The organism is Nitrosopumilus sp. Nsub (assembly GCF_001541925.1).
Taxonomy (GTDB): Archaea; Thermoproteota; Nitrososphaeria; order Nitrososphaerales; family Nitrosopumilaceae; genus Nitrosopumilus.
In genome coordinates this window covers 74,925-98,589 of the sequence record NZ_LQMW01000019.1, presented here as the reverse complement: position 1 = coordinate 98,589, position 23,665 = coordinate 74,925, and the positions used below count along the sequence as shown (strand labels likewise).

Sequence of the window (23,665 nt, the reverse complement as noted above, 5' to 3'; positions counted from 1 at the left end):
TATTACAGGTTTTTCAAAGAATTGATAATTTGATAGCAAATCTAATTTACAACTTTTTCATCGTCTTCTAATATCTTGTCAAAAAATGGAATTTACACCATAAATTAGTCAATTTTAATTCGATTGAAAACATAAATACTCTGAGGCTCGATTTAAGATGGAAATGAAAGTATCTGGATTCTTAGCATTTGCATTATTATCTATCTCCATTCTATCTTTTGGTTTAACTGGTGCAGTAAATGCACAGTCAAACCTCCCATTATCTGTAAATACTGATTCTTCAAGCTATACAACTGGTAACACTATTGAAATTTCTGGTATGGTCAAAACTTTATCTGAATTTGAACAACCTGTAGTTTTGATGATTGTAAGTCCTGAAGGAAGCATTGTTACTGTTCAACAAGTAATGCCTAATTCTGATGGATATTATTCTGCAACTGTAAAGGCTGGAGGTACAATGAACTCCAGTGGTGAATTTGAAATTCGTGCACAATATGGGGCACAAAAAATTACTGGTACGTTTGATTTCATTTCATCTGATTCTGCACCCGTATCTGTTCAACCAGAACCAACACCTGAGCCAGAACCAACACCTGAGCCAGAACCAACACCTGAGCCAGAACCAACACCTGAGCCAGAACCAACACCTGAGCCAGAACCAGTTGTTGAACAAGTTGTAAACTGTGGACCTGGTACTGAATCTGTAAATGGTGTTTGTCAAGTAATCAAAACAGAAGAACCTGAAGAGAAAGAAGGTGGTGGATGTTTAATTGCAACAGCAGCATATGGCTCAGAACTTGCACCACAAGTCCAAATGCTTAGAGAAATTCGTGATAACCAATTAATGAATACCGAATCAGGTTCAGCATTTATGTCTGGATTTAATGAGTTGTATTACACATTCAGTCCAACAATTGCAGACATGGAACGACAAAGTCCAATGTTCAAAGAAATTGTAAAAGCTGGCTTGACTCCAATGATTAGCACTTTGTCAATCATGGAAAGTGCTGAAACTGAAAGTGAAGTTCTCGGATTAGGTCTTTCAGTAATTGCATTAAACCTTGGAATGTACATTGCAGCACCAGCATTAATTGCAATGAAAGTTAATCAACAACTAAGATCCAGAATTTAGAACTTCTTAATTTAACATAATAGGTTCTTATACTGAAACAAATTATTCAGTATTATGAATACTGAATATGAAGAATTTGAAAATATTGAAGACCTCTTTATGTACATGTCAGCAGCAGCACCTCCAATGAAAAACACAATTCCAATTAATTCTTACAAAGGCAATGTCATGTCATTTATTCCACTTAGCCCATCAACTGGAGAATCATATCTAATGCTTTATGCAAAAGGTGAACTTGAAGCAGGAATTTATGAATTTGATATATCTTCAAAATTATACAAAAAAGTAGAATCCGTTGAAAGAGCAGATAAAGTCTACTTTGTCTCATTGACCCCAAAACGAAATACTATAGCTGATAAGGCATTACAAAGTCTATAGTTTATTCATTTTATTTGGCATATGATTTTACATTTGTTCATTTTATTTGATTTTTTTTAACATCTTTTTAGAGAATCATCTATTCCCTTTATGTGCAATATTCTCATAATGAATTCATGAGCATATCTGGAATGTACATGTTAAACTCTGAAGAGTACAAACAAGAAAAAATTCATGAAGCCTTAGAAATGTTATACCTGGACAGAAAAAACGAGTTCCGTGAATTAGCTGAGGTACTGTTGCCTGAAAACGCTACTAGTACAATGTCTACTTGGAGAGAGTTTGTACTAAACTTTAGCTTGGATGTTGAATGTGCTTTTGAAGCATGGTCTGACCAAATCCCATTGGCACAAAATTCGCCTCAAAAGGCTTTAACTATTTTGAGAAGATTAGGCCATGGAAAGACGTCTATGAATCAGTTGGTACATTTGCTTAACATGTCGTACAATCTTTCAACAGAATTCAAAGAGATTTACAAACGTCTAAAGTAATTTCTCTATAGTTTTTTTGTTAGGAATTTTGGTTCGGATACTGATTTAGCTCTTGCATATTTATCAATGATTTGATCAGGTGTCTTCCCATTGAATAGATCTTTACATAACCCTCTGAGATATCTCATAATTGCCCAAGTACCTGCTTTGAGAATACCATACATGAATACCTTCATTGGTGGTCCGTATGTTTTGTTTCTTAGAATGATTGGAATAATGTCGTTAATTACACGTAAGTTATTTTCCCAACATTTCCAAAATAGGGTGAATTGGGCTTCGTTAAGATTTCCAAAGTGCATCGAATTTTTCTCACTAAAGTCTTGATAAAGTAATGGTGCTACTAATCCTCTAAAGTCCATCTCTCTAAAGTCGCTCATCATGTCAATAGTGTATTGAATATCATCTGGGGTTTCATCTGGCCATCCAATAATGATGGTTGCTGCTGGGAACCAGTGGTTCTCATTGAGAATCTTTGCCCCTTCTCTAACTACACTGCCCCATTCTTCAGGTGCAAATGGTTTTGTTTTTACTCCCAAGTGCTTTTTGACCATATCTGGTGCAACTGTTTCAATTCCTAGGTTTGTTGCAAGCCATCTACCTGTTTTATCTTGTTCATTGACTTGAGAAATTTGTTGCATTAATGTAGGATCTGCTGCAACTGCTGAAAATGTCATATGTGTAGTTCCAATGAAATTAGCTCCTAATCCTTTGAGACCTTTCCACAAATCTACAATTGCATCTCTGTTTGGAACAAAGTCTCTACTATCACATCCGTAAAGTAACATCTCATCAGAATGCAACCAAACAGAATCAAATCCATAATCTAAGTTAGTTTTTGCTTCGTGTTGAAGTCTCTCTAATGGTAAATCTTTTTTTGATCTTTTATTGACATCACAAAAGTCACATCCTCTTCCACAACCTCTCATTGCTTCAATCAATGAGTTAATTGTAGGGCCTTCAATTACTGGGATGTTTTCTAAATTTCTTACAAAACAATGCATTAATTCTGGCGCATCATTTTGTTCTAAATCTTGAAACAAATCAACTGCTAATTCATCTGCTTCTCCAACAACTACTGTATCAATTCCGTGAATTTTCATTCTATCTGATTTTGCTAATTCCCATGCACCATTACCTCCAACTACAACTTTGAAATCATATTTCTTTTTGAGTTGAATAATACTTGCACACATTTTTTTAAATTTCATTGCTACATAAGATAATTTTTCAGGTGACATTGTTGTGGTAACTGGTGCCATTCCAAGAGGATCCATTACATTGATTCCTACAACTTTAGTATCTGGTCCAATTGATTTTTGAAGCATCTCTGGATGTGCCATAAAAACTTCTTCTTTTTTGTAGCCTCCTTGGATTAGTGAACTTTCAATTCTTCTTAACCCCACTTGAGCTACTTTTACTTCGCCTGTAACTGGGTCAGTTTCTACAGATGGACAAAACACTTTGTCAAATACCCATTCTGGTAAAACTTCGTAAGGACCACATGCGATAAATCCATACAAGAAATTTCCTCTGTAATTTGTCATCAAACTACGGTCTGCAGTTAAAACAACACGTTTGCCAGCCAACTATTTCAAACCCTCTCATTATGTTATATATCATTTACGAGCACGACAAACCTAGATTTTTGTTACTTTATCATTTTTCTCAAATTGTCAAAAAATATTTTCACAACCTTAAATATCTAATATTGAGTTTTATCGTCAGTGAAAACTCCATTACTGATTTTTGCACTATTTGGAATTTTAATTACAGGTGTTGGTGCTTTTCAGGTATTTGCAGAAAATGGAATTATTGATGTTTCTACTGATAAACCAAATTATTCTGATGGTGATGTTATGATAATTTCTGGTGAAATAAAAAATATGGTTCCTGGTGATCAACTAAGTATACTTATTCAATCTCCAAATGGAAATTTAGTTGCCCTTGATCAATTAACAGTTAGTTCCGATAATCAATTTAGTACTGAAATTAAACTTGGTGGAAAATTAATGAAAACAGAAGGTACTTACACAATTAAAGTTCAATATAGAGAACAATCTGCAACTACTTCATTTGATTTTGGTGGAATGGTAAGTTCATCCACAAATGAATTAGATGTTGTTGAAGATACTGTAATTGAAGACACTGTTGTAGAAGGTGTAATGATTGAAGATTCATTTGTCGATGTTGTAATTGTTGATTCTGTAGTTACTGCAACTAATGTCACAGTTCAAGATTCTAATGATTTAATTTCATACGAAATTACAAATGCAAAATTACTTAATGTTGTTCCTGATTTGGATGCCGTTTCATTGTTGATTTACATTGAAACAACAGATGAAGGTTCAATAACATTAACAATTCCAAGGTCTGTTTTGGATGCATCAATTAATGGAGGCGATGATGAATTTTTTGTATTAGTTGATGGTGAGGAAGTAGACTTTGAGGAAATTACGACATCTGAGGATAGAACTTTGACAATTGATTTTCTTGCAGGAACTGAACAAATTGAAATTATCGGTACCTTTGTAATTCCAGAGTTTGGTACAATTGCAGCCATGATTCTAGCAGTCGCAATTATCTCAATAGTTGCAATCTCTGCAAAATCAAGACTAAACATGTTGTCAAAATATTAAAATAATTACTTTTTTTCATTTGGTATATATACATAAATACCGAGAATACATGACTGCAACTAGATGAATTTCAAAAATTCAACCAGATCAATTAGCCTAGTTCTTATGGCAGTAGCTATAATGTCAGTAACCTCGGTTCACCAAGACGCCTTTGCAAAAGACGCTGGTATGTCATTAACAGCTGTTGCTGAAGAAGATGGCGCAATAATTTCTGTTTCTGGAGAAACTACATCTAACATAACTGATGTAACTTTTAGAGTAATTTCTCCAAACGGACAAAATGTTGTTGCTGTTGATCAAGTAGCACCAGATGCAAACGGAGAATTTAGTACGCAATTCAATGTTTCCAACTGGAGCCAAGATGGAATGTATCAAATTAAAGCCAATCAGGGAACTTCTCTACTTTACAGCATCACAGTTAGTGTTGATGTAAATGGTGGAATGACTGCAGAAACCTCTGCGACCCAATCTAGTATGGTTGATAACTATGCAAGTTCTGAAGCATTAGAAGTAACTACTACATCAACTGAAGATGTTGGTGGACTAACTATTTCAGCCAATGCTGTGGAAGGATCAGATACTATTGAAATTACTGGCCAAACCAGTAAAACCAATCAAGATGTCACATTTACTGTAACATCTCCAAATGGTAATTTAGTCAGTGTTGATCAAATATCTCCAGAATCCAGTGGTGACTTTGCTACTGATATTCTAGTTGGCGGTCCGTTGTGGTCCCAAGATGGAGCATATACAGTAACTGCTCAACAAGGAAGCGGTTCAGCATTTACTGATTCAGTAGAAGTTGAAGTGGCAGATGGACTAGTAGTTCCAGAGTTTGGTACAATTGCAGCCATGATTCTAGCAGTCGCAATTATCTCAATAGTTGCAATCTCTGCAAAATCAAGACTTAGCATCGTTCCAAGATACTAAAATTACAACTTTTTTTCATTTTTTATTTTTCATAGTAAAAGAGATATAGAAATTTGTATTTCTAAGATTATGGATTTAAGAATATTTTTTGTTTTAATTATTTTAATATTGATTCCAGTGGGAACTGTTTTAGCATCTGGTTCTTTGATTTCTGTTCAAACCGATGATACCACTTATGATGAAGGTGACACAATTGCAATTTTTGGACAAATTGAAACAATCATAGGACAAACTCCTGTAACATTACAACTGTTTAAAGATGGAAATATGGTTGAAATTGCACAAATAATAGTTTCTAAGGATGGAAATTATTCTTACACTATTCTTGCTGAAGGTAGTATGTGGCAAAGTCAAGGTGAATATGTTGTTAAAGTGACTTACGGTGAGGGAAATATCGCAGAAACCACTTTTTTGTATACTCCTAACTCTGAAGTTTTAACAACTACTGATATCTTTGAAGTAGATGCAGGAAGTAGTGGAACATTTGACTTATCTTATACCATTAGAGGTGGAACATTATCTGACATATCTGTTGATGAAAATATTTTTGGATTGATAGTGAATATTGATGCCTCTGATGAAGGAAAAATTGTTTTAGATTTGCCTAGAAAATACATAGATGCTGAAAAACAAAATGGAAAAGATGAGGTCTTTATAATCTTGATTGAAAAACAAAATGGAGATGTTATTGAAACAACATATCAAGAAGAAACATCTCATTCAGAAATCAGAACAATAACAATTGATTTTGAACCAAATGATTCAAAAATACAGGTTATTGGAACTTATGTTATTCCCGAATTTGGCACAATTGTCATGATCATTTTGACAGTAGGAATTATGGCCTCGGTTCTATTAACTAGAAACAGATTTCAAATTAAAATTTAATTTTTAGATTCAAAAGAATATTTTTCTTTGAATGGTGAAACTGCACGAAGTTCTTCAATTATTTTTTTGAGAATTTCTACAGTCTCATTAATTTCATTTTCTGTATTAAAAATTCCTACAGTTAATCGTAATGAACCTGTAATTTGTTCTAAAGAAAATCCCATTGATTTTAAAACATGTGATTCTTTTTGCGTATTTACTGAACATGCTGAACCAGTGGATGCAGCAATTCCATATTCATCTAGTTTGATAATGAGATCTTCGCCATTAACTCCAAGAAAAGTAAAATGTGCATTATTGTCTAATCTAGATTCTACATGACCGTTAAAAGTGACTTCTGGAATTTCATCTAAAACTTTTTTGATCAGTTGAGATTGAAGTTTTTTTATAAATGACATATTTTTATTTAAATGATTTTGTACAATTTCACATGCTTGACCAAATCCCACAATATTTGCAACATTTTCAGTTCCAGATCTTAGTCTGAATTCTTGTCCTCCTCCTAAAATCATAGGATCTACCTTTACTCCATCTTTGATGTATAATGCACCAATTCCTTTAGGTCCATGAAGTTTATGAGATGAAATTGATAGTAAATCTACACCTAATTCTTTAACATCTACGGGAATTTTCCCTACTGCCTGAACAGCATCCGTATGAAAAACAATCTGATTTTCATGACAAATTTTACCAATTTCTTGAATTGGTTGAATTGTGCCTACTTCATTATTTCCAAACATCACTGAAACAAGACTTGTTTTTTCAGAAATAATGTCTTTTAAATCTGATAGTTTGATCATGCCAAATTTGTCTACTGGTAGATAATCCACTTTGAATCCTTTTGAATTCAATTTTTTACAAGGTTCTAAAACTGCATCATGTTCAATAGATGTTGTAATTATATGACTAGACGGAAATCGTGATGCTATTCCATTTAGTGCAGTATTGTTAGACTCTGTTCCTCCCGAAGTTATCAAAACTTCTGCAGGATCTGCATTAATTATTGATGCAATTTGTTTTCGAGCTTTGTTGACAGCTTTACGAGTTAATCTTCCTTGTCTGTGTATGGATGACGGATTTCCATACTGCTCTTTAAGATATGGCAACATTGAATTTAATACATCATCATGAATTCGTGTTGATGCAGCATTATCTAAATAAATCAATTTGAAATCACATTAATTTTTCCAGGTTTATATCCGTCTTTATCAATTTCAATTGAAGTAAATCCAATCATCTTTAATTTTTCACTTAATTGATCTATTGTATTCTCATCAAAAATAGAAACTTTTTCTTTATCCACTTCAATTTTTGCACAACCTTGCATATCTCTTACTCTAACTTGTTTTAGATTGGTGAGTTGTTTTACTAGAATCTCTCCTAATTCAATTCGTACTAGTCTTTCTGCTGTTACCCTTTGGCCCCAAGGAATTCTTGATGCTAAACATGAATTTGCTGGTCTGTCATGTACAGTTAATCCCACCAATTTAGTAATATCTCGAATCTCTGATTTAACAAATTTAGTTTCCACCAGTGGACTTCTAATCCCGTTTTCTTTTAATGCTTGAATTCCTGGGCGATAATCTCCTAGATCATCAAGGTTGGTTCCATCCACTATAATTTCCACGTTGTGAGTTTTAGCCAATTTGATTAAATGGTCCCCTAGTTCCATTCTACAATGAAAACATCGGTTTGAGTCATTTTTGACAAATTCTTCATTTTCTAGTTCACTATAATCTAAAATCATTTGTTCAATACCTATTTCTGAACAAACTTGTTTTGCTGATTGAAGTTCTTCTTGAGACAAAGTTTTGTAATCTGCAGTAACTGCAATTGCAGAACTTCCTAGTGCTTGAAAAGCAGCATATGCAACAACTGCGCTATCTACTCCCCCTGACAATGCTATCATAACTTTACTTTTGTCTGCAAACCAATCTACTAAGTCATTTAATTTGCTCATTACGGGTCCTCTATTTTTTCGATTTCTTTTCTCAAAAATACTTCAACATCTCTAATTGGCTTATCTAGTGTTTCTGCGATATTTTTCAAATCTTCAAATTCTATTTTAAAATGAGTTTTTTGCCTGTAAATTGATTTTTTATAATTTATTTCAAAAGATTTACCTTCAAAGGTTAATGAGAAACTATGATTTGTTCTAGAAACAATAAGGCGATTTGAGTCTGATATTCTGATTCCCAAAGTACCTGTCTCTAATACCAAAATATCTGTGATGACATCAATTTTTTCATCGTCACAAATTACACTAATCAAGTTAGTTGGTCTTCCCTTTTTTGTAATTCCTGGATAAATTGAAATATCTTTTGCTCCGACTTTCATAATTTTTTCAATCAAATATCCTAAAATCTCCCCCGAAACATCATCAACATTTGTCTCAAGAATTTTCACTGAATCCATATGAGATTTTTCTTGACTACCTTGAACAATTTTTAACACATTTGAAAATAATTCAAAATTTTTCTGACCTGCACCATAACCAACTGAATTGATATTCAGTGAAGGATAATATTCCACCGAATCATTTGTCAAATTTACCAAAATACAAGCTCCTGTAGGTGTTGTTAATTCTTCATTTGCATTATTTCCCTTAATCATTAAATTAGAATTTTTAAAAATTTGGAGAACCGCACTTGCAGGATTGGACATTGTCCCATGAGAAAAACTAACAGTTCCACTTCCAACTGATACTGGCAAACAAACAATTTTTTCATCAAAAAATCTCAATTTATCACATGCAAGAGTTACTCCGACAATATCTATCAGTGTATCAATACTTGACGCTTCGTGAAAATGAACTGAATCCTCCGATGTGCCATGAATTTTAGATTCTGATGAAATTAAAGAATTAATGCATGATTCTGCAAATGATTTTGCTTTATCTGAAAGTTGTAATTCCTTTACCGAATTAATTATTGCATCTTTAACCTCAATTCCTTTTCTTTCAGAAACATTTTCATCAACTTCTAAAATTAATTCAGTTGATTCAATTCCATGTTTTTGAATTTTTTGGAAATCTATTTTGTTAATCTTTGAATTTGGAAGAAACTTTTCTATTTTTTTTATTCCATTAATAATCTCGTTTTTATCTACTCCTAAATCTATTAAAGAACACAAAATCATATCTCCTGAAATCCCTGCTATTTGGGGATCAATGACAATAACCATGATTAAAAATTATCAAAAATGCTTATAAATTCGCCTAATATTTTGTCCATTTCATTAGATTTATAATTTCAAAATTAACACTGATTTTCATGATTACAATAATTGGATCTGGTAAAGTTGGTGGAGATGCCGCCTTATTTTCAGCATTAAAGAAATTAGATGATCAAATTTTGTTACTAGATGTTGCAAAGGGATTGCCACAAGGTGAAGCCATGGATATCAACCACATGTTATCTGAGCAAGGTATTGATGTAGAAGTAAAAGGCTCAAATGATTATGAAGACATGAAAGGTTCTAACGTTGTAGTTGTTGTTGCAGGTTCTGGTAGAAAACCTGGTATGACAAGAATGGATTTACTCAAAATTAATGCTTCAATTGTAAAAAGTGTAGTTGAAAATGTAAAAAAATATGCTGATGACTCTATGATAATTCCAGTAACCAATCCATTAGACCCAATGGCATACATTACTCAAAAAGTATCTGGATTTGATAGAAGTAGAGTATTTGGTATGGGTGGAATGTTGGATTTATCCAGATTTAGACAATTTATTCATGAATCAACTGGTTATTCTAGGGATTCTATTAGAGGATTAGTAATTGGTGAACATGGAGAAAACATGCTTCCTTTACCAAGATTTTCATCCGTTTCTGGAGTTCCACTTTCATCATTCTTACCAAAAGAAAAATTAGATGAAATTGTTCAAAACACAAAACAAGTTGCAGCTAAAGTAATTGAACTAAAAGGTGCTACAGTACATGCACCAGGAAATGCAATATCTGCAATTATTGAAACAGTAGTTAGAGATAGAAAACAAGTCATTCCAGTAGCAACTTACCTTGATGGTGAGTATGGTCATTCTGATGTTACAATCGGTGTACCTGCAGTAATTGGTAAAAATGGTGTAGAGAAAATCATTGAGTTAGATCTTAATGATGAAGAAAGATCCATGTTTGATAAAGGAGTTGCTAATGTCAAAGATGCAATTTCTGGAATTGAAATCTAAGCATTTTAGTATAGATATCAATTATTATAATTATTGAAAATCCATGAAGTTTTAGAATCCGTAAAATCTGGAAAAATTTCTACTAAAGATGCAAAAAAACTTCTAACATTATATTCAATTGAAGAGGTAGAAAACTTTGCAAAAATTGATGTCAATAGAAGTAAACGCAGAGGAGTTCCAGAAGTAATTTTTGCAGAAACAAAAGAATTAGATGATATTAAAAAAATTATTAAAAAAACTTTGGAAAAAACAAATTCTGTTCTTGTTTCAAGAATCAAAAAAGATGATTACAAAAAAATACTGTTATTTGTCAAGAAATTAAAAGTCCAAATCAAGACTGGGAAAAATTCTTCAACTATTTTGATATTTAAAAAACCCATTAAATTCCATGGAGGAACTGTTGGTATTTTGACTGCTGGTACATCTGATATTGGAGTAGCTGAAGAATCTAGATTAATGTGTGAAGCAATGAATTGTAAATGTATTACAAGTTATGATGTTGGTGTTGCTGGCATTCAAAGGATATTTCCAATTTTAAAAAAAATGGTTGAGGATGATGTTGATTGTATTGTTGTTGCAGCTGGGATGGAGGGAGCCTTGGCTACTTTAGTTTCTACACTTGTAGATATTCCAATTATTGGAATTCCAACATCTGTAGGATATGGCTATGGCGAAAAGGGAATTGCAGCTTTAGCATCTATGCTACAAAGCTGTTCATTGGGATTATCTGTTGTAAATATTGACAATGGAATTGCTGCTGGTGGAATTGCTGCAAATATTGCAAATAGAGTCAATAAGAAAATTATCTCTTGATTTGAAGTTTCAGATTAGATATATATTAACCCGAACGTGATTTTTTTCAGTTTGTGTGTATTATTTACTATTACATTTGATGTTCGATCTGGGGGCTTCTTAAATGGCAACTAAGAAAAACCAAATTTTAGTTCCGGATCATGTTTATGTTCCAAAACACGAAATTATTCCTAAATCAGAAGCTGAGGAAGTTTTAAAAAAATACAATTGTAAACCAACAGAATTACCATTAATTTTTGTAAATGATCCTGCAATTTTGGGACTTGGTGTAAAACCAGGTGATATGATTAAAATCACTAGAAACAGTCCAACAGCAGGTGAAAGTCTCTATTATCGATATGTGGTGGAGATTTAGATTTGGCTGATCCTTCAAACAAACGTTGGCCAGTAATTCAGGATATTTTAAAACGTGAAGGTATTGCACGTCAACACCTTAATTCTTTTGATGAATTTTTAGAAAGAGGACTTCAAAGTATCATTAATGAAGTTGGACAAATTGATATTGAAAATGCCGAATATCCATATAAAATTCAATTAGGAAAAGTAAAACTTCAACAACCAAGAATGATGGAACTTGATGGTTCTATTACTCACATTACTCCAGCTGAAGCAAGATTACGAAATGTTTCTTATTCTGCACCTGTAATGATGGAAGCTAGTGTTGTTGAAGATGGTAAAATTTTGGAATCAAGATTTGTTCACATTGGTGACGTACCAGTTATGGCAAAATCAAATGCATGTATCTTGAATAATTTCTCTAATCAAAAATTAATTGAACATGGTGAAGATCCAAATGATCCTGGTGGCTACTTTATCATTAATGGTTCAGAAAGAGTAATTGTTGGATTGGAAGATCTTTCTTACAATAAAATAATTGTTGACAGAGAACTTGTTGGTGGAAACACTGTTTTCAAAGCAAAAGTTTATTCTTCAATTGTTGGTTACCGTGCAAAATTAGAACTTGTAATGAAAAATGATGGGTTGATAGTTGCAAGAATTCCTGGTTCTCCAGTAGATATTCCAGTTGTCACTTTAATGAGAGCACTTGGATTAGAATCTGATAAAGAAATTGCTTCAGTAGTTTCACTAGTAGATGATCTTCAAGATGAATTAGAAGGTTCATTTGAAAAAGCAGGAGATGTTCCTACATCTAAAGATGCCATTGTTTACATCAGTAAAAGAATTGCACCTGGAATGTTAGAAGAGTTCCAAATTAAACGTGCTGAAACTTTACTTGATTGGGGTCTCTTACCTCATTTAGGAAAACACCCTGAAAATAGAAAAGAAAAAGCACAATTCTTAGGTGAAGCAGCTTGTAAATTATTAGAATTAAAACTCAATTGGATTACTCCTGATGACAAAGATCATTATGGAAACAAAGTAATCAAATTTGCTGGTCAAATGCTTGCAGACTTGTTTAGAACTGCATTTAGAAACCTAGTAAGAGATATGAAATATCAATTAGAGCGTTCAGGTCAAAAACGTGGAATTAATGCAGTTGCTGCATCAATTCGTCCTGGAATTATTACTGATAAACTAAACAATGCTATTGCAACAGGAAACTGGGGACGTGGTAGAGTTGGAGTTACACAATTACTTGACAGAACAAACTATCTATCAACAATTAGTCATCTTAGAAGAATTCAATCCCCTCTTAGTAGAACTCAACCAAACTTTGAAGCAAGAGATTTGCATGCAACACACTTTGGAAGAATTTGTCCTAGTGAAACACCAGAGGGCTCAAACTGTGGTTTAGTAAAGAACCTTGCATTATCTGGAATCATTTCAGTACACGTTCCTTCTGAAGAAATTGTTGAGAAACTATATGATCTTGGAACTGTACATTTCTTTGATGCAAAAGATGATTTGAAACAAGATGGAACTAGAATATTTGTTGACGGTAGATTAATTGGATATTATAAAGATGGACTTGAATTAGCAGAATCCCTTAGAGACCTTAGAAGAAATTCAAAAATTCATCCACATGTTGGAGTTTCATTCCATAAATCTGACATTGAAGGTTCTACTAGAAGATTATATGTTAATTGTAATGCTGGACGAGTTTTAAGACCATTAATAATTATCAAAGATAACAAACCCTTACTTACTCAAGATCTCTTAGACAAAATTTCCAAGAAATTACTATCTTGGAATGATTTGTTAAGAATGGGTGTTTTAGAAATGATTGACGCAAATGAAGAAGAGAATTGTTACATTACATTAGATGAAAAAGATTCAAAAAAACATACACACCTTGAAGTATTCCCACCAGCAATTTTGGGAGCAGGTGCATCTATTATCCCATATCCAGAACATAATCAATCTCCAAGAAATACATACGAATCTGCAATGGCAAAACAAAGTTTAGGATTTTCAACACCTATGATGAATACTAGTACCTATGTTAGACAACACCTTATGTTATACCCACAAGTTCCAGCTGTTAATACAAAAGCAATGAAACTATTGGGATTAGAAGATAGACCGGCAGGTCAAAACTGTGTAGTTGCAGTATTACCATTTGATGGTTACAACATTGAAGATGCAATTGTTCTCAGTAAGGCTTCTGTTGATAGGGGATTGGGTAGAACTTTCTTCTTTAGAATTTATGATGCTGAAGCAAAACAATATCCTGGTGGAATGAGAGATACATTTGAAATTCCAAATGCTGAAGATAATGTTAGAGGTTACAAAGGTGAAAGAGCATATAGATTACTTGAAGAAGATGGTGTTGTAGCATCTGAATCCCAAGTTAAAGGTGGAGATATTTTGATTGGAAAAACTAGTCCTCCAAGATTTATGGAAGAATACCGAGAGTTTGAATCCTCTGGACCTTATCGAAGAGATACATCAATTGGTGTAAGACCTTCTGAAGCCGGTGTTATTGATACAGTTGTAATGACTCAATCAAACGAAGGTGGAAAAATGTATAAAATTAGAGCAAGAGATATGAGAATTCCAGAAATTGGTGATAAATTTGCTTCAAGACATGGACAAAAAGGTGTACTTGGAATTTTAGCAAAAGCAGAAGATTTACCTTACACTGCTGAAGGAATGTCTCCTGACGTCTTGATTAATCCTCATGCATTCCCATCAAGAATGACTGTTGGTATGATGATGGAATCCATTTGTGGAAAAGCTGCATCATTCCGTGGAAAGAGATTTGATGGCTCAGCATTTGTTGGAGAAAAAATGGATGAAGTTAAAGAAGTCATGGATGCACACAATTTCAAATATTCTGGTAAAGAAATAATGTATGATGGAAGAACTGGTAAAGCATTCCCAGTTGATGTCTTTATTGGTGTAGTATATTATCAAAAACTTCATCATATGGTTGCTGATAAAATACATGCAAGAGCACGTGGACAAGTTCAGATGTTAACCAAACAACCAACAGAAGGTAGAGCAAGAGGTGGTGGATTAAGATTTGGTGAGATGGAGAGAGATTGTTTGATTGCTTATGGTGCTTCAATGATTCTAAAAGATAGATTGTTAGATGAATCTGATAAATCTGATGTATTTGTTTGTGAAAGATGTGGTCTAGTTGCTTATCATGATGTTAAACAAAGAAAATATGTTTGCAGAGTTTGTGGGGATAAAGCTAAAGTATCTTCAGTATCTGTAGCATATGCATTCAAATTATTATTGCAAGAAATGCAAAGTCTAAACGTTGCACCAAGATTGCTCATAAAGGAGAAACTCTAAGATGTCTATTCAAGCAATTAAAGCAATTGATGGAATTAGATTCTCTGTTTGGTCTCCAACTGAAATTAGGAAATACTCTGTTGCTGAAATCACTGCCCCAGAAACTTATGATGAAGATGGAATGCCAGTTCAAGGAGGTCTTATGGATGGAAGACTCGGAACACTTGAGCCTGGACAAAAATGTCTAACTTGTGGTAACACTGCAGCTAGATGCCCAGGACACTTTGGTCATATTGAACTTGCAGAACCAATTTTACACATTGCATTTATTGATAATATTTACAAATTATTACAATCAACATGTCGTTCTTGTAATAGATTAAAGGTACCACAAGAAGATCTTAACGCATTCCAAAATATTAAAGATAAACAAGCTGCATATACCACAGTTTCACAAAAACGTATTCCTGAACAAATTATTGACAAAGCAAAGAAAGCAAAAGAATGTCCTCATTGTGGAAAAACTCAATACGAATTAGTTTTTACAAAACCAACTATCTTTGTTGAAAAAACTGAAATTGGTGAACACAGATTATTGCCAATTACAATTAGAGAAAGATTTTCACAAATCATTGACGATGATTTGTCACTATTATCATATGATCCTGTAACTGCAAGACCTGAATGGTTTATTCTTCAAGCATTACCTGTTCCACCAGTTACTGTCAGACCTTCAATTATTCTTGAAACTGGAATTAGATCTGAAGATGATCTAACTCACAAAATGGTAGATATCATTAGAGTTAATCAAAGACTAAAAGAAAGTAAAGAAGCAGGAACTCCTCCGTTAATTGTTCAAGACTTAGTTGATTTGTTACAATATCACTCTACAACATATTTTGATAATGAAGTTTCTGGAATTCCTCAAGCTCATCATCGTTCTGGACGTCCTCTAAAGACTTTAACTCAAAGACTGAAAGGAAAAGAAGGAAGATTCAGAGGTTCCCTTTCTGGAAAAAGAGTTGACTTTTCAAGTAGAACTGTAATTTCTCCAGATCCAAACTTGGATTTGTCTGAAGTAGGTGTACCTGAAGCAGTTGCAATGAAACTAACCATTCCTGAAATTGTTACAGAATGGAATATTGAAAGAATGCGAAAATTAGTTATTAATGGACCTGAAAAATTTCCAGGAGTTAATTATATTGTAAGACCAGATGGTGTAAAAATTAGATTAGACTTTGTTGAAGATCGTTCAACAATTGCAGAAACAATTGAAATTGGATATTTGATTGAAAGACATCTTGCTGATAGAGATATTGTAATGTTTAACAGACAACCTTCACTCCATCAAATGTCAATTATGGCTCACTATGTAAGAGTACTCCCTGGAAAAACTTTCAGATTACATCCATCAGTATGTCCACCATACAACGCAGACTTTGATGGTGATGAAATGAATCTTCACGTTCCTCAAAGTGAAGAAGCAAGAGCAGAAGCAATTCTTTTGATGAGAGTTCAAGACCAATTAATTTCACCAAGATATGGTGGTCCAATTATTGGAGCACTAAGAGACTTTGTAACTGGTGCATATCTGTTAACAAAAGATGACACTATCTTATCTGTTCAAGAATTCTCAAACTATGCAATGCTTGGAGGATACACTGATGCACTTCCAAAACCATCTACTAAAGCAAAAGACGGTAGCCCTGCATACACTGGAAAACAATTATTCTCATTATTCTTACCATCTGATTTCAATTATACTCTAACATCAAAATGGTCAAAAGGTACTGGTGGAAAAGCAAATGATGTTGTAATTAAAAATGGTGAATTAATCAGTGGTGTTATTGACAAGACATCAATTGGTGCAGAGGAACCAGAAAGTGTCTTACACAGAATTACTAAAGATTATGGTAACGCAGTTGGAAAGAACTTTTTGAATTCTATCTTAATTATGGTAAAACAATTCATTACTCACTATGGATTTAGTTATGGTTATGGTGACTTGGAAGTTCCAGAAAAAGATGAACAACAAATTTTAGATGACATTAGTGAAACATATGATGTTGTAGCAGACTTAACTGATCAATATGAAAAAGGAACATTGAAACTTACTAGAGGTATGAAAGCTGAAGAAGCATTAGAGGCCTACATTGTTAATGAATTAGGTAAAGCCAGAGTTAAAGCAGGTGATACTGCAAATGATTCACTTGATGACGGAAATGCTGGAAAAATTATGGCTACAACTGGTGCAAGAGGTTCAGCACTTAACGTAGGTCAGATGGCTGGAGCATTAGGTCAACAATCAAGAAGAGGTAATAGAATGAATGAAGGATATGCAAATCGTGCATTAACTCACTACAAAGAACATGATAGTAATCCTGATGCTCACGGATTTGTAAAATCAAATTATCGAACTGGATTATCTGCATTAGAATTCTTCTTCCACGCAATGGGTGGTAGAGAAGGACTTGTAGATACTGCAGTCAGAACACAACAAAGTGGTTACATGCAACGTAGATTGATTAATGCATTAGAACACATCAGATTAGAATATGATGGAACTGTAAGAGATCCTCACGGACACATTGTTCAATTCCTTTATGGTGAAGATGGTATTGATGTGCAGAAAAGTGACCATGGTGAGGCATTTAATCCAAGTAGATTAGCTGCATCACAAGCTATGATTGATTCTGGAGCAAAGGCAACAAAAGATGAAATTGAAACATTAACTAAAAAATACACCAAAACATTTAGTCCAAGATTAACTAAACTTGTTACTGACGCACTAAACAAATCCGGTCTTAGTAAATCCGGAATTGAAGCAGTATGTAAAAAAGGTCTTTCACTTTATGATAAAGCACGTGTAGAACCAGGACAAGCAGTAGGAATTGTTACTGCACAATCAATTGGTGAACCAGGTACTCAGATGACTTTGAGAACATTCCACTTTGCAGGAATTAAAGAAAGAAACGTAACATTAGGTCTTCCAAGATTAATTGAATTAGTTGATGCCAGAAAGAAACCTGTTACTCCAACTATGGATATTTACTTAGAAAAAGAGAATAAAGGAAATAGAGAAAAAGCAATTGAAATTGCAAGAAATGTTTTGCAAACTAAAGTAAGTGCTTTGATTGCAGATACTGAAACTGATTATTCTACAAACATTAAATTGATTTTAAGTGAGAACAGACTTCGTGAAAGAGGTTGTTCTGTTGCAGAAGTTGAAGCCGCACTCTCTTCTAATAAAAAATTCAAGATGGAAGTTACTGGTGAATTAATCACTTTGAATTTAGTTGAAGAAGTTGATACTGCAACTGCAATTGCAATTAGAAATAAAGTACTTAACACAACTGTGAAAGGTGTTCCAGATATTGAACGTGTAACATTAGTTCAAAAAGATGATGAATGGGTTATTCAAACAACTGGTTCAAACATTGCCAAAGTCTTAGAAGTTAAAGGAATTGATAAAACAAATGTTAGAACAAACAATGTCTTTGAAATTGCAGGTACTTTGGGAATTGAAGCAGCAAGATTTGCATTAATTGATGAACTTAATCATACATTGGGAGACCAAGGATTGGAAGTTGATAGTAGATACATTATGTTAGTATCAGACTTAATGTGTTCACGTGGTTACATGCAACAAATTGGTAGACACGGAATTGCTGGAACCAAAGATAGTGTACTTGCAAGAGCTGCATTCGAAATTACTGTACCAACAATTGCTCATGCTGCACTTGGAGGAGAAATTGAACAACTAAGAGGTATTACTGAAAATGTAATTGTTGGAAGTAACATTCCAATTGGAAGTGGTACTGTTGATTTGTACATGCAAGTGAGCAAAAAGAAATAAAATTAAGTGATAGTTATGGCTGATGAAATTTCTACATTAATGACTAGTTGCCAAGGAAAGAGTGTTTTACTTCGTTTAAGAAATAATAAAACTGTTCAAGGTAACCTGATTGACTTTGACATCCACATGAATTTGACATTAGATAATGCTGAAGACATTTCTGAAGAAAAACATTTGAGTCTTGGAAAAGTCTTGTTGCGTGGAGATAATATTTTGGCAATTTCTTTACCTACTGATAAATCCTAAAATTTATCATCAAACATTAAATCTGATTTTAATCAATTTAATCTGTGTACGAATTTTTACTGGGATTTTTTCTAATTTTAGCTCCTGTTTATGCCGAATCTATTCCTGATTATGAAAAACCTTTTGCACCAATTTATACAAATAAGCCTGAATATTCTTGGACTGATAAAATCATAATTTCTATCAATGCACCTAGTTGGAATAGTAATTCAAATCAAATCGATTCGATTGGTGAAAGTACTTCACATCCAATTAAAATTTCATCAGGTGAAAATTTTTTAAAACCATACCGATTAACTGAAACTTCATCTGGTTCTGGAATTTTTTCAGGTGAAATAATTCTCACAGGTTTTTTACATGATGTAGATGGTGATGGAATTTTTGATACAAATCCTAAAACTTCTGGCAGTGGACCTACAAATGGATTTTTACAAGTTGAAAATGATGATTCAATAACAATCTCCTTTGAATTTGCAGATGGTATTGTGTTAACTAAATCAATTCCAATAACATGGAACATGGGCGTAATACAATTTTCAAAAGATATTTTTCTCACAAGTGATTTAGTTGAAATTCGTGTAATTGATCAAGATATGAACTTGAATCCTGAAGCAATTGACACAATTACAATTGATGTCTTTTCAGATTCTGATAATGGTGGAATTCAAGTTGTTGCAACAGAAACTTCTGAACGTTCTGGTGATTTTTTAGCAAACATTAGTTTGTCAACAAATACTTCTAGTGGAAATAGACTTTATGCAGTACCTGGAGATAGTATTTTTGCAAAATACGATGATCATACTTTACCAAAACCATTTTCAAAATCTGATGAAATATCCGTTGAAACTTCTGCTACTGTTGATTACTCTGTATCATCAATTAATCGAATCCATGTTTCACCAATTTCTTTCTCTGACAGTTTTGGTAATACATTGGATTCCCTTATCTCAGAAATACAAATACAAGTTGTAGGAAAAGTTGAAAATCAACTAAACTATGATCAGGAATTTATTTATTTTTTCCAAATTAAAAATTCTGATAATTCTGTAATTTCTTTATCTTGGATTCAGGGAAAACTATCTCCTAATCAACTTTTAGATATTTCTCAATCTTGGATTCCTGAAAAATCTGAAAATTATGTTTTAGAAACTTATGTGTGGAATTCGCTAAATGATTCAATTCCTTTGAGTCCTCCTATGATAACTTCGATAATAATTAATTGATTTAATTAAATTCAAAAATAATTTTTAATTGATTTTTTATACTTAGAAATATTTTTCAATAAACCTATAAAGGACTCTCAAGACGATCGTGATAAGGAAACTACATGAGTAAAATACTTGAGAAATCATTGAAGGATGCCCGTAAAGAGAATAGATTAACTATGGGCAGTAAAGAAGTTTTGAACTCTGTAAATAATTCCAAGTTAATTGTATTATCTCAATCCGTAGACAAAAAAATGCTTGAGAAAATTGAATCTGATGCAAAAAAACAAAAAGTCCCCCTCGTAAACTTTCAAGGAACTTCAGTTGCACTAGGTAGATTGTGCGGCTTACAATTTAGAATTTCAACAATTTCATTTACATCCATTGATGAGGCAAACATCAAATCAATTTTGAACGATACAAAAACTGAGGAAAAAAATGACTAGTTGTTTTTTGACTAACCTAAGTTTAAATGAGACATTTTTGGTCTGGAGATAAAAAGGAATTCTTATGGCACAATCAATCAAACTTTCAACAGATCAAATGCGAATGATGTCGCTATTTCAAAATGTCACTGGTGCTGTTGCAAGAGATTGTATTGAAGACGAAAAACAAAATAGAGTAATTTTTGTAGTAAACACTGGAAAAATGGGATTAGCCATTGGTAAAGGTGGTATGCATATCAAATCCTTACAAAATATGGTTAAACGCAATGTTGAACTTGTTGAATTTGATGAAGATCCGGCAAAATTCTTATCTAATTTATTGAATAATAAACTAATTTCTGAAGTAAAAATAAATACACGAGCTGATGGAACAAAACAGGCAATTGTTATGGTAGACCCAAGAAAGAAAGGAATTGTAGTTGGTAGAGAAGGAAGAAATGCTGAGAAAGCAAGATTATTAGCTAAACGATATTTTGATATTGGAAGTGTATTGATTAACAGTCCTGAAAGGGCAACCATGGAGTTATAGATATGAGAAAATCACCACTTGGATTATTTGCAGGTAGAGTACTAACAACTAAAAAGAAAAAACAACGTTGGGCAATTTCTACTTTCAAAAGAAGAAAACTCGGTATTGATAAAAAAGCAGATCCTCTTGGAGGTGCACCACAAGGACGTGGAATTGTTTTAGAGAAAGTTGGTATTGCCGCAAAACAACCAAACTCTGCTATCAGAAAATGTGTTAGAGTTCAATTAATTAGAAATGGTAAATCAGTTACAGCATTCTTGCCAAGAGACGGTGCAATGAACTTCATTGATGAACACGACGAGGTTACAATTGAAGGAATGGGTGCAACACAAGGCGGTGCAATGGGAGATATTCCTGGTGTTAGATTCAAAGTTTCAAAAGTTAACGGTACATCATTACATGAATTAGTTATTGGAAAGAAGGAGAAACCAAGGAGATAGAGAAATGGCTGAAACAAAAAATTTGTTACTATTTAGAAAATGGGATTTATCAGACATTGAAGTAAAAGATCCTGGATTAAAAACTGCTATTTCATTAAGAAAACAAATCTTACCTTACACTTATGGTCGTTCAGCACTTAAACGATTTAACAAAGCCGATGTTAACATTGTTGAAAGATTGATCAACAAGACAATGCATTTCGGAAAAAAATATGCAAAGAATACTGGTAGAATGACTGGTAAAAAAGCTAAATTAATCAATACTGTAAAAACTGCTTTTGAAATTATTGAATTAAAAACTGGACAAAATCCTGTTGAGGTTTTAGTTAGAGCAGTAGAATACTCTGCTCCAAACGAGGACACAACTAGAATTGTTTACGGTGGTACTGTTTATCACGTATCAGTTGATGTTGCTCCAATTCGAAGAGTTGACTTGGCTTTGAAATTCATTGCTGATGCAATTAAAGAGGCTACATTCTCAAATCCAAAACCAATTGAGGAACACATGGCTGAACAATTAATGCTTGCAGCATCTAACGATACCAATGCTCCTTCTGTTAAGAAAAAACATGAGTTAGAACGTATTGCACAAGCATCACGATAGATATTTTACAAAATAATTTTTCACCAAATCATTATATTCTAAATTACTTGAATTTCTATCAAGTAGCCCGATAGTCTAGCGGTCAAGGATTCTGCCCTCTGGATCTCAAGAGTGGATAGGCGGAGACGGCAGTTCGAATCTGCCTCGGGCTACTGGTAATTATTTTATTCTTACTTCGTGAATCGCAGTTGCATAATCACATTTTGCTTTTAATCGCATGTATGGAATCAATTTGTAATGAATTGAATACGTATCATTTTCTTTTAGTAAAATTCCTTTGAGAACAAGTGAAACTAATCCTCTTGAAGCAATTGTGATTGTTGTATTTTTTTCCTTACAAACTTTTTCGCGTTTTTCTTGAAATTGTTTTAATGAAAATGTAATGTCGTTAATTTCTAAAACTAGTGGCCAAATTATTTCAGCCCAAACAAATCTTCTGTTTTCTGTAGCTGCTGCATATTTTCCTTTTTCACTCAACATTAATAAGATCTGCAAAAGCGGTTATAACTGAATACTTGTCTCAAAAAGAAATTCAAGAATCATTAGATTTACTAGAAAAGGATTGGGATTTTGATCCTATCTTAAGAAAATTTGTACTTGGTCAAATTACTGATGTATCTGACTATACTATCAAAGTCAAAGATGTAGTTTTTCATGTCCCATTTCTTAATTCAGAAAAAAAATATATTTTATGGAAATGCTTTTGGCCTGATTGCCATAATTGCTGTGATAGACAAGGTAGATTGCCATTAACTTCTGATGATTTAATTACAATTGGGAAGGGATTGAAATACAAAAACACTGCTGAATTTATCAAAAATGAAACACTAACTGTCACTTATGATGAACCTGGACCATCTGGTCAAATGACAACAATGACTACCATTAATCTCAAAAGAAAAACTGATGAGACTCCAGAAGAAGATGGAACTCACATTTCATGTAGATTCTTAGATGATAAGGGAGGCTGTAGCATGCATCCTGACAGACCGGGAGTATGTTATCTATACCCATTTGCTAGTTGGCTAGAAAATGAGGGAGGCAAAGCACGTGTACATGCAACTTATCAATTTACAGGTGATTGTCCTGGATTTTATCTTGCAGACAATTTGGATCAAATGAAAGAAGAACTACAAGCATATTCTACAACTATCTATGATTACAACATGGCAAGTAATAGAACAAACCGAGAAGGATTTAGTTCTGTTAGTTTTTCTTAGAAAAAAACCATACTTGTTA

Annotated in this window: 23 protein-coding genes and 1 tRNA gene; 19 read left to right on the top strand and 5 right to left on the bottom strand. The window is 33.2% G+C overall.

The genetic code is table 11. The features are described 5' to 3' along the window. Positions 1 to 157: 157 nt before the first annotated feature. From AW732_RS05245 to AW732_RS05235, 3 genes are all read left to right on the top strand, one after another. Entirely contained in the window at positions 158 to 1,132 is a 975-nt protein-coding gene (locus AW732_RS05245) for a CFI-box-CTERM domain-containing protein (RefSeq protein ID WP_067959546.1), read from the top strand. A 54-nt stretch (positions 1,133 to 1,186) separates the two neighbouring features. Continuing rightward, positions 1,187 to 1,510, top strand: coding sequence for a hypothetical protein (locus tag AW732_RS05240; RefSeq protein ID WP_067959544.1), 324 nt, complete (start codon positions 1,187 to 1,189; stop codon positions 1,508 to 1,510). A 116-nt stretch (positions 1,511 to 1,626) separates the two neighbouring features. Beyond that, positions 1,627 to 2,001 (top strand): hypothetical protein, encoded by a 375-nt coding sequence (locus tag AW732_RS05235; RefSeq protein WP_067959791.1) that lies wholly within the window; start codon positions 1,627 to 1,629, stop codon positions 1,999 to 2,001. Between the two features lie 5 nt (positions 2,002 to 2,006). Here AW732_RS05235 and AW732_RS05230 read toward each other — a convergent pair whose 3' ends face one another. Continuing rightward, entirely contained in the window at positions 2,007 to 3,587 is a 1,581-nt protein-coding gene (locus tag AW732_RS05230; protein WP_172790402.1) for a radical SAM protein, read from the bottom strand. A gap of 138 nt (positions 3,588 to 3,725) precedes the next feature. On the opposite strand from AW732_RS05230, the gene AW732_RS05225 reads away from it, so the two are divergent. The 3 genes from AW732_RS05225 to AW732_RS05215 all read left to right on the top strand — a co-directional run bounded on the left by AW732_RS05225 (position 3,726) and on the right by AW732_RS05215 (position 6,455). After that, positions 3,726 to 4,637: a PEFG-CTERM sorting domain-containing protein gene (locus AW732_RS05225; RefSeq protein WP_067959541.1), complete on the top strand. Its 912-nt coding sequence runs from the start codon at positions 3,726 to 3,728 to the stop codon at positions 4,635 to 4,637. 120 nt (positions 4,638 to 4,757) lie between these two features. Then, a complete protein-coding gene (locus tag AW732_RS05220; RefSeq protein WP_348625416.1) occupies positions 4,758 to 5,567 on the top strand; it encodes a PEFG-CTERM sorting domain-containing protein in 810 nt (269 codons plus the stop codon). Positions 5,568 to 5,636: 69 nt separating this feature from the next. Then, complete coding sequence (locus AW732_RS05215) at positions 5,637 to 6,455, top strand: PEFG-CTERM sorting domain-containing protein (RefSeq protein WP_067959537.1); 819 nt, start codon at positions 5,637 to 5,639, stop codon at positions 6,453 to 6,455. Here the strand turns inward: AW732_RS05215 and AW732_RS05210 are convergent. From AW732_RS05210 to larC, 3 genes are read right to left on the bottom strand one after another with little or no spacing between them, the layout of a single operon-like run. After that, the gene (locus AW732_RS05210; protein WP_067959535.1) at positions 6,452 to 7,621 is read right to left on the bottom strand and encodes a cysteine desulfurase family protein; all 1,170 of its coding nucleotides are present in this window, start codon (positions 7,619 to 7,621) and stop codon (positions 6,452 to 6,454) included. The two genes, AW732_RS05215 and AW732_RS05210, sit on opposite strands and share 4 nt — an antisense overlap. Beyond that, entirely contained in the window at positions 7,618 to 8,415 is a 798-nt protein-coding gene (gene larE, locus AW732_RS05205) for an ATP-dependent sacrificial sulfur transferase LarE (protein ID WP_067959533.1), read from the bottom strand. Before larE ends, AW732_RS05210 begins: the two co-directional genes overlap by 4 nt. Further along, positions 8,415 to 9,638 (bottom strand): nickel pincer cofactor biosynthesis protein LarC, encoded by a 1,224-nt coding sequence (gene larC / locus AW732_RS05200; RefSeq protein WP_067959530.1) that lies wholly within the window; start codon positions 9,636 to 9,638, stop codon positions 8,415 to 8,417. The genes larE and larC overlap by 1 nt, the downstream gene beginning before the upstream one ends. Before the next feature lie 89 nt (positions 9,639 to 9,727). On the opposite strand from larC, the gene AW732_RS05195 reads away from it, so the two are divergent. From AW732_RS05195 to AW732_RS05140, 12 genes are all read left to right on the top strand, one after another. Beyond that, positions 9,728 to 10,642 carry a malate dehydrogenase gene (locus AW732_RS05195; protein WP_067959527.1) on the top strand — a complete coding sequence of 305 codons (915 nt, stop codon included), beginning with the start codon at positions 9,728 to 9,730 and terminating at the stop codon, positions 10,640 to 10,642. Between the two features lie 33 nt (positions 10,643 to 10,675). Further along, a complete protein-coding gene (larB, locus tag AW732_RS05190) occupies positions 10,676 to 11,455 on the top strand; it encodes a nickel pincer cofactor biosynthesis protein LarB (protein ID WP_067959524.1) in 780 nt (259 codons plus the stop codon). A gap of 103 nt (positions 11,456 to 11,558) precedes the next feature. Continuing rightward, the gene (locus AW732_RS05185; RefSeq protein WP_067959521.1) at positions 11,559 to 11,810 is read left to right on the top strand and encodes a DNA-directed RNA polymerase subunit H; all 252 of its coding nucleotides are present in this window, start codon (positions 11,559 to 11,561) and stop codon (positions 11,808 to 11,810) included. Positions 11,811 to 11,812: 2 nt separating this feature from the next. After that, the gene (locus AW732_RS05180; protein ID WP_067959518.1) at positions 11,813 to 15,160 is read left to right on the top strand and encodes a DNA-directed RNA polymerase subunit B; all 3,348 of its coding nucleotides are present in this window, start codon (positions 11,813 to 11,815) and stop codon (positions 15,158 to 15,160) included. A 1-nt stretch (position 15,161) separates the two neighbouring features. Next, the gene (locus AW732_RS05175) at positions 15,162 to 18,956 is read left to right on the top strand and encodes a DNA-directed RNA polymerase subunit A' (RefSeq protein ID WP_067959515.1); all 3,795 of its coding nucleotides are present in this window, start codon (positions 15,162 to 15,164) and stop codon (positions 18,954 to 18,956) included. Positions 18,957 to 18,971: 15 nt separating this feature from the next. Beyond that, positions 18,972 to 19,202 carry an LSM domain-containing protein gene (locus AW732_RS05170; RefSeq protein ID WP_067959512.1) on the top strand — a complete coding sequence of 77 codons (231 nt, stop codon included), beginning with the start codon at positions 18,972 to 18,974 and terminating at the stop codon, positions 19,200 to 19,202. Between the two features lie 44 nt (positions 19,203 to 19,246). Next, entirely contained in the window at positions 19,247 to 20,425 is a 1,179-nt protein-coding gene (locus AW732_RS05165; RefSeq protein WP_067959509.1) for a hypothetical protein, read from the top strand. 104 nt (positions 20,426 to 20,529) lie between these two features. Beyond that, positions 20,530 to 20,853, top strand: a complete 324-nt coding sequence (locus AW732_RS05160) for a ribosomal L7Ae/L30e/S12e/Gadd45 family protein (protein WP_067959506.1) — start codon at positions 20,530 to 20,532, stop codon at positions 20,851 to 20,853. A 64-nt stretch (positions 20,854 to 20,917) separates the two neighbouring features. After that, positions 20,918 to 21,382, top strand: coding sequence for a NusA-like transcription termination signal-binding factor (locus tag AW732_RS05155; protein ID WP_067959502.1), 465 nt, complete (start codon positions 20,918 to 20,920; stop codon positions 21,380 to 21,382). A 2-nt stretch (positions 21,383 to 21,384) separates the two neighbouring features. Next, a complete protein-coding gene (locus tag AW732_RS05150) occupies positions 21,385 to 21,822 on the top strand; it encodes a 30S ribosomal protein S12 (RefSeq protein WP_067959499.1) in 438 nt (145 codons plus the stop codon). A gap of 4 nt (positions 21,823 to 21,826) precedes the next feature. Continuing rightward, positions 21,827 to 22,426, top strand: a complete 600-nt coding sequence (locus AW732_RS05145; RefSeq protein WP_067959496.1) for a 30S ribosomal protein S7 — start codon at positions 21,827 to 21,829, stop codon at positions 22,424 to 22,426. Positions 22,427 to 22,490: 64 nt separating this feature from the next. Further along, positions 22,491 to 22,578: transfer RNA gene (locus tag AW732_RS05140), tRNA-Gln, on the top strand. Between the two features lie 7 nt (positions 22,579 to 22,585). On the opposite strand, the gene AW732_RS05135 is transcribed toward AW732_RS05140, so the two are convergent. Further along, positions 22,586 to 22,906 carry a hypothetical protein gene (locus AW732_RS05135; protein ID WP_067959493.1) on the bottom strand — a complete coding sequence of 107 codons (321 nt, stop codon included), beginning with the start codon at positions 22,904 to 22,906 and terminating at the stop codon, positions 22,586 to 22,588. Positions 22,907 to 22,941: 35 nt separating this feature from the next. Here AW732_RS05135 and AW732_RS05130 point away from each other — a divergent pair, with 35 nt between their 5' ends. Beyond that, a complete protein-coding gene (locus AW732_RS05130; RefSeq protein WP_067959490.1) occupies positions 22,942 to 23,646 on the top strand; it encodes a YkgJ family cysteine cluster protein in 705 nt (234 codons plus the stop codon). Positions 23,647 to 23,665 lie beyond the last annotated feature (19 nt).